The 7,193-nt window shown below is 68.9% G+C and carries 8 protein-coding genes and 1 pseudogene; 8 read left to right on the forward strand and 1 reads right to left on the reverse strand.

Annotated features, from left to right (window positions below; translation table 11 throughout):
* Positions 1-349 (reverse strand): hypothetical protein (locus D180_RS24345; protein WP_232760277.1); only part of this gene is annotated, 349 nt, incomplete at its 3' end.
* Between D180_RS24345 and rpsB the strand changes: the two genes are divergently transcribed.
* The 8 genes and pseudogenes from rpsB to D180_RS02670 form a co-directional block, all read left to right on the forward strand.
* Positions 333-1,130 carry a 30S ribosomal protein S2 gene (gene rpsB / locus D180_RS02635; protein WP_017911569.1) on the forward strand — a complete coding sequence of 266 codons (798 nt, stop codon included), beginning with the start codon at positions 333-335 and terminating at the stop codon, positions 1,128-1,130. The genes D180_RS24345 and rpsB overlap by 17 nt on opposite strands.
* 151 nt (positions 1,131-1,281) lie before the next feature.
* A complete protein-coding gene (tsf, locus tag D180_RS02640) occupies positions 1,282-2,160 on the forward strand; it encodes a translation elongation factor Ts (RefSeq protein ID WP_017908840.1) in 879 nt (292 codons plus the stop codon).
* Positions 2,161-2,278: 118 nt separating this feature from the next.
* A complete protein-coding gene (locus D180_RS02645) occupies positions 2,279-3,775 on the forward strand; it encodes a GGDEF domain-containing protein (protein ID WP_043090360.1) in 1,497 nt (498 codons plus the stop codon).
* 81 nt (positions 3,776-3,856) lie between these two features.
* Positions 3,857-4,579 (forward strand): UMP kinase, encoded by a 723-nt coding sequence (gene pyrH / locus D180_RS02650; protein ID WP_010344040.1) that lies wholly within the window; start codon positions 3,857-3,859, stop codon positions 4,577-4,579.
* Between the two features lie 195 nt (positions 4,580-4,774).
* Positions 4,775-5,332, forward strand: a complete 558-nt coding sequence (frr, locus tag D180_RS02655) for a ribosome recycling factor (RefSeq protein WP_010344041.1) — start codon at positions 4,775-4,777, stop codon at positions 5,330-5,332.
* A gap of 38 nt (positions 5,333-5,370) precedes the next feature.
* A complete protein-coding gene (uppS, locus tag D180_RS02660; protein WP_017908842.1) occupies positions 5,371-6,111 on the forward strand; it encodes a polyprenyl diphosphate synthase in 741 nt (246 codons plus the stop codon).
* Positions 6,108-6,932, forward strand: coding sequence for a phosphatidate cytidylyltransferase (locus tag D180_RS02665; protein ID WP_017911571.1), 825 nt, complete (start codon positions 6,108-6,110; stop codon positions 6,930-6,932). The genes uppS and D180_RS02665 overlap by 4 nt, the downstream gene beginning before the upstream one ends.
* A 49-nt stretch (positions 6,933-6,981) precedes the next feature.
* Positions 6,982-7,193: pseudogene (locus D180_RS02670) on the forward strand (1-deoxy-D-xylulose-5-phosphate reductoisomerase); the annotation flags it as partial.

A 7,193-nucleotide genomic window follows, 5' to 3' on the forward strand; every position in this document is an offset into this window, starting at 1 on the left:
CGCTTCGCGGCACGGCTCGACGACCAGGCGCCACTGCAGCCGCTGCCGGCCGAGTGAACCGCCCGGCGCATTGCGCCACCGCCGTCCGCCAGGTATAGTGCGCGGCTTCGTCGTGCCTGTCATCGGCCGATGGACCGTCCACGCCGGACGCACCGGCGAATTCACACCTGCCGCCATCGCCCGTGCCGGGGTGCTCCGCAAGGAGTTCGGCCACGGAGGCGGCAGGGAGGCCCAACCCCGGAATCGTCGTGCGGCCCGCAAGGCCGCCGTCATGCGCGCGCTTCACCCATTCCTGCCCGCGCACGGCCGGTTCCCCATCAGGAGTCACTGCAATGCCCCAGGTCACCATGCGTCAGATGCTGGAAGCCGGCGTCCACTTCGGCCACCAGACCCGCTACTGGAACCCCAAGATGGCGCCGTACATCTTCGGCGCGCGCGGCAAGATCCACATCATCAACCTCGAGAAGACGGTTCCGCTGTTCAACGACGCGATGAACTTCATCTCCAGCGTCGCGCAGAAGCGCGGCACCATCCTGTTCCTGGGCACCAAGCGCAGTGCCCGCGACGCGGTGAAGGAAGAAGCCGAGCGTTGCGGCCAGCCGTTCATGACCCAGCGCTGGCTGGGCGGCACGCTGACCAACTTCCGCACCGTCAAGCAGTCGGTGGCGCGCCTGAAGGAGCTGGAAGCGGCCGAAACCGACGGCACCTTCGACAAGCTGGTCAAGCACGAAGTGCTGACCCTGCGCCGCGAGCGCGACAAGCTGGAAGCCTCGCTGGGCGGCATCAAGGAAATGAACCGTCTGCCGGACGCCCTGTTCGTCATCGACATCGGCCATGAAGACATCGCCATCAAGGAAGCCAAGAAGCTCGGCATCCCGGTGATCGCGGTGGTCGACACCAACTACAACCCGGACCTGGTCGACTACGCCATCCCGGGCAACGACGACGCCATCCGCGCCGTGCAGCTGTACGCCCGTGCCGCCGCCGACGCCGTGCTGGAAGGCAAGGCCGCTGCGCCGAACGCCGCCAGCGTGCGCGAGGAAGAGTTCGCCGAGGGCGCCGACGACAAGGGCCGCGGCCCGCGCAAGAACGGCAAGAAGGCCGAAGAGACCGCTCCCGCCGCCGAGTAACCGGCGCGCCATGCGGCTGCGCGATCATGCGCAGCCGCCGCCCGGCGCGTTCGGCGCGCCCGGCTTCGCGAGCGCCGCCTGCGGCGCCCGCTTCCCAGATCTACCGGCCGGCCGCAAGCCGGCCTTTTCCCACCTTTCGTGAGGACATCCCGTGGAAATCACTGCTTCCCTGGTCAAGGAACTGCGCGAGCGCACCGGCGCCGGCATGATGGAGTGCAAGAAGGCACTCACCGAGAACGCCGGCAACATCGACAACGCCGCCGAGTGGCTGCGCAAGTCGGGCCTGGCCAAGGCCGACAAGAAGGCCGACCGCGTCGCCGCCGAAGGCCGCATCGCGATGGCCCAGGACGGCGGCAAGGCGGTCCTGGTCGAAATCAACTCCGAGACCGACTTCGTCGCCAAGGACAACAACTTCCTGGCCTTCACCGACGCCGTCGTCCAGGCCGCCCTGGCCTCCGGCGCCGCCGACGTCGAAGCGCTGAAGAGCGCCAAGCTGCCCAGCGGCGAGACCGTCGAGGAAGCCCGTGCCGCGGTCATCGCCAAGGTCGGCGAGAACGTGCAGGTGCGCCGCCTGGTGCGCATCGACAGCGCCAACAACGTCGCCGCCTACGTGCACGGCGGCCGCATCGGCGTGCTGGTCGAGGTCAAGGGCGGCGACGCCGACCTGGCCCGCGGCATCGCCATGCACATCGCGGCGATGAACCCGCCGCACGTCAAGGCGTCCGACGTCCCGGCCGAGTTCGTGGCCAAGGAAAAGGAAATCGAGCTGGCCAAGATGTCGGAGAAGGACAAGGCCAAGCCGGCCGACATCCTGGAGAAGATCATCAGCGGCAAGATCGCCAAGATCGTCAACGAGGTCACCCTGTACGGCCAGCCCTACGTGTTGAACACCGACCAGACCGTGGAGCAGGCGGTGAAGGCCGCCGGCGCCGACGTGGTCGGCTTCCAGCGCCTGGCGGTGGGCGAAGGCATCGAGAAGGTGGTGGAAGACTACGCCGCCGAAGTGATGAAGCAGGCCGGCCTGGCCTGATCCCGCTCCCGGGAAGAAAAGAGCCGCGCTTGTCGCGGCTTTTTTTTTACGGGTGTACGCTGCGCAGGCCGGGACAGGCCGCTCCCCCACCTCTCATTCCATGCCGTATCGGAAGTGCATGCATCCTGAACTCGAAGCGATCCTGAGTCACTCCCGCGACCTGCCCTCGCCCCCCGGCGTTGCCTTGCGCATCATCGAACTGGCGCAGGATGCGGACGTGGACCTGGCCGCGACCGCCGATGCGATCGCCATGGACATGGCATTGAGCGCGCGCATGCTGCGCATCGCCAATTCCCCGCTGTACGCCAGCCGGCGCCGCGTCGACAACCTCGGCCAGGCGCTGACCATGCTCGGCCTCAACGCCGCGCTGAGCCTGGCGTTGGGCTTTTCGATGGTGCAGAGCCTGCGCGGCGGCACCGGCGAGCCGCAGGAACGGCTGTGGCGACGCAGCGTGCTGGCGGCACTGGCCAGCCGCCTGCTCGGCCAGGCCGCGGGGTTGCGCAAGCACGAGGAACTGATGCTGGCCGGGCTGCTGCAGGACATGGGCGCACTGGCCCTGCTGCACGTCTGCCACGACCAGTACGCCGCCCTGCTGCACGAGGCGGCCGGCGATCCGCAACGGCTGAGCGCGCTGGAGCGCGAGCACCTGGGCGCCGACCGCGCCGAGGTCGGCGCCTGGCTGGCGCACAAGTGGAAGCTGCCCGCCTACCTGCAGCGCAGTATCGGCAGCGGCGGCACTGCCGGCGCCGCGACCGAGCCCTTCGACATCTGCGTGCGCCTGTCCGGCGCCGTCGCCGACATCTGGCTCAGCGACGATCCCGAAGCCGCGCGCACCCACGCCATGCAGTGCGCCTATCGCGACCTGCAACTGGACAGCCGCCGTTTCGACGAGGTGGTGGGCCACATCGCCGAGGCGCTGCCGGCGGTCAGCCCGATCTTCGATGTGCGCATCGCGCAGCCGGAGCGGGTCGACGCGATCATCAGCCATGCCCGCGAACTGATGGTGCTGCGCAACCTGCGCGAAGTGCAGGAAGCCAACCGCGTGCGCCAGCGCGCCGACGAGTACGAGCAGCACGCACGGCGCCTGGCCGAACAGGCCAGCCGCGACGCGCTCACCGGCGTGTTCAACCGGCACCAGCTGGACACTTTGCTCAAGCAGCAGTTCGAACTGGCCAATCGCCACGACTGGCCGCTGTCGGTGGCCTTCATCGACCTGGACGATTTCAAGAAGATCAACGACGCGCACGGGCACCTGGTCGGCGACCAGGTCCTGCGCGCATTCGCGCAGACCCTGCAGCCGATGCTGCGCGCCAGCGACACCGTGGCGCGCTTCGGCGGCGAGGAATTCCTGGTGCTGTTGCCCAACACCGGCGAAGAGGCCGCGCTGGGCGTGATGCGGCGCATCCTCGCTGAGATCGCGCAGCGGCCTATGGCCGACACCAAGCAGGGGCCGCTGCACATCAGCTTCTCCGCGGGCGTGGCCACCCAGGGCGGCCGCGAGCGTTTCAACAGCGCGCAGGAACTGCTGCAGGCGGCCGACGACATGCTGTACAGCGCCAAGCACGGCGGTCGCAATCGCGTCACCGCGCGTTCGTCCGGCGAGGCGCAACGCTGAAGCATCGCCGGCGGCACAGACGCGCTGGCGCGCATCGGCTAAAATCGTGTGGTTTGCCCGTCATCCCCCAACGAGGTCGCCATGTCCCAGCTCGCCTATCGCCGTATCCTGTTGAAACTGTCCGGCGAAGCGCTGATGGGAGACGGGGACTACGGCATCGACCCGAAGATCATCAATCGCCTTGCCCATGAGGTGATCGAGGCGCAGCAGGCCGGCGCGGAAGTGGCGCTGGTGATCGGCGGCGGCAACATCTTCCGCGGCGCCGGCCTGGCCGCCAACGGCATGGACCGGGTCACCGGCGACCACATGGGCATGCTCGCCACCGTCATCAACGCGTTGGCGATGCAGGACGCGCTGGAGAAGCTCGGCGCCAAGGTGCGAGTGATGAGCGCGATCAAGATCAACGACGTGTGCGAGGACTTCATCCGCCGCCGTGCGATCCGCCACCTGGAAAAGGGCCGCATCGCGATCTTCGCCGCCGGCACCGGCAACCCCTTCTTCACCACCGACTCCGGCGCCGCGCTGCGCGCGATCGAGATCGGTGCCGACCTGCTGCTGAAGGCGACCAAGGTCGACGGCGTGTACGACAAGGATCCGAAGAAGCACGCCGACGCCGTGCGCTTCGACAGCCTGACCTACGACGAAGTCATCGCCCGCAACCTGGAAGTGATGGACACCGCCGCCTTCGCCCTGGCCCGCGACAGCGACCTGCCGCTGCGCATCTTCAACATGGGCCAGCCCGGCGAACTGCTGAAGATCCTGCGCGGCGCCGAGATCGGCACGTTGGTGAAGGGACGGGGCTGAAAAGCCGGGAATGGGGAATCGGGATTAGGGAATCGCAGAGCCTTGCGCACTGCAGCATTGGCGCTGGCCACGATTCCCCGCCACATTGGCGTTCAGTTGGGCGCGCCGGAATCCGCCCTTGCCATTCCCCATTCCCGATTCCCCACTCCCGGCAGGCTATAATCGTCCGATTCAGATTCAGCACGGACACCGGCGATGCTCAACGAAATCAAGCAAGACGCACAGACCCGCATGGCCAAGAGCATCGACGCGCTGCGTCATGCGCTCATCAAGGTGCGCACCGGCCGCGCGTCGACCGCCTTGGTCGAGCACCTGAAGGTCAACTACTACGGCTCGGACATGCCGCTGAGCCAGGTCGCCAGCGTGGCCGTCGCCGACGCCCGCTCGCTGACCATCACCCCGTGGGAAAAGCAGATGGTCGGCGCGGTCGAGAAGGCGATCCTGGCCTCGGACCTGGGCCTGACCCCGAACACCGCCGGCACCACCATCCGCCTCAACCTGCCCGCGCTCACCGAGGAGCGCCGCCGCGAGCTGTCCAAGGTCGTGCACGGCGAAGGCGAGGACACCAAGGTCGCGATCCGCAACATCCGCCGCGACGCCAACCAGCAGGTCAAGGATCTGCTGAAGGACAAGAAGGTCACCGAGGACGAGGCCCGCGCCAGCGAGGACGACATCCAGAAGCTGACCGACAAGGCGATCAAGGACGTGGACGACGTGGTCAAGGGCAAGGAACAGGAACTGATGGCGGTCTGAGCCTGCGCCTGCCGGCCATGCCTTCCGACCCCATCCCCATGTCCCTGCCCCGCCACCTGGCCATCATCATGGATGGCAACGGCCGCTGGGCGCAGCGCCGCCGCCGGCCGCGCGTGATCGGCCACCGCGCCGGCGCCCGCGCGGTCAACCGCACCATCGACTTCTGCCTGGAGCGCGGCATCGGCGCGCTGACCCTGTTCGCCTTTTCCAGCGAGAACTGGGGGCGCCCGCAGGAGGAAGTGGACGCGCTGATGAAGCTGTTCCTGCACGCGCTCGACCGCGAGGTCGAGGAACTGCAGCGGCGCGGCGTGCGCGTGCGCTTCATCGGCGACCGCGCGCGCTTCGCGCCGTCGCTGTGCGAGCGCATGGCCCAGGCCGAGGCGCGCACACGCGACAACCAGGCGCTGCACCTGTCGATCGCCGCCAGCTACGGCGGCCGCCAGGACATCGCCCTGGCCGCGCGCGCGCTGGCCGAGGACGTCGCCGCCGGACGCCTGCGCCCGGAGCAGATCGACGAGGACGCGCTGTCGGCGCGCATGGCGCTGGCCGACCTGCCGCCGCCGGACCTGTTCATCCGCACCGGCGGCGACCTGCGCATCAGCAACTTCCTGCTGTGGCAGCTGGCCTACACCGAACTGTGGTTCACCGAGACCCTCTGGCCCGAGTTCGGCCCCGAGGTGCTGCAACAAGCCCTGGACGACTACGCCCGCCGCGAGCGGCGTTTCGGCCTCACCAGCGCGCAGGTCGCCGAAGCGGCGACGGAGAACGTTTCCGCATGACCCGTACCCGCGTCATCGCCGCGCTGATCATGGCCCCGCTGGCCATCTGCGCCATCCTGCTGCTGCCGACCCAGTGGCTGGTCGCACTGGCCGCCTTGATCTTCCTGATCGGCCTGTGGGAATGGCTGAAGCTGGCCGAGGTCGACGACACCCTGCCGCGCACCATCCTGCTGATGCTCAACCTGCTGCTGATGGTGCTGCTGGTGTGGGCGTCGGCCGGCTCGCTGGTGCTGTTCCAGCTGACCACCCTGATCGGCGTCGGCTGGTGGTGCGTGGCCTTGCTGTGGCTGGGCTTCTACCGCTTCGGCTCCGACCACGCCACCTACGCGCGGGTGTTCAAGCTCGCCGCCGGCACCCTAGCGATCGTACCGGCTTGGGCGGCGCTGGGCCTGATCCACGCCAGCGAGCCGAACGGCCACCGCTGGCTGCTGACCGCCCTGGCGACGGTGTGGGCCGCCGATTCCGGCGCCTATTTCGCCGGCCGCCAGTTCGGCAAGCACAAGCTCGCGCCGCGGATCAGCCCCAACAAGACCGTGGAAGGCCTGGTCGGCGGCCTGCTGGCCGGCCTGATCGTGGCCGCCGGTTTCGGCTGGCTGGCCGGGGTGACCCTGCCGCACCTGCCCGGGCTGCTGATCGTGGCCGCGGTCAGCGTGCTGGCCTCGGTGGTCGGCGACCTGTTCGAGAGCCTGCTCAAGCGCCACGTCGGCGCCAAGGACTCGGGCAATGTGATTCCCGGTCACGGTGGCGTGCTGGACCGGATCGACGGCGTGCTGGCGGCGCTGCCGATCTTCGCGCTGGGCAAGGACATCTTCGGGTTCTGAGCCAGTGAACACGCAACGCAGCAAGACCCCAGCGGTCCGCACCATCGCCGTGCTCGGCGCCACCGGCTCGATCGGCGCCTCGGCGCTGGACGTGATCGCGCGCCATCCGCAGCGCCTGCGCGCCGGCGTACTGGCCGCCGGGCGCAACGTCGACGCACTGCTGGCGCTGTGCGCCACGCACCGTCCCGCGCATGCGGTGATCGCCGATCCGGCGCTGTACCCGGCGCTGCGCGACGGCCTGCGCGCGGCCGGGCTGTCGAC

The sequence above is a fragment of the Xanthomonas sp. SHU 166 genome, from assembly GCF_000364685.1.
GTDB lineage: Bacteria > Pseudomonadota > Gammaproteobacteria > Xanthomonadales > Xanthomonadaceae > Xanthomonas_A > Xanthomonas_A sontii.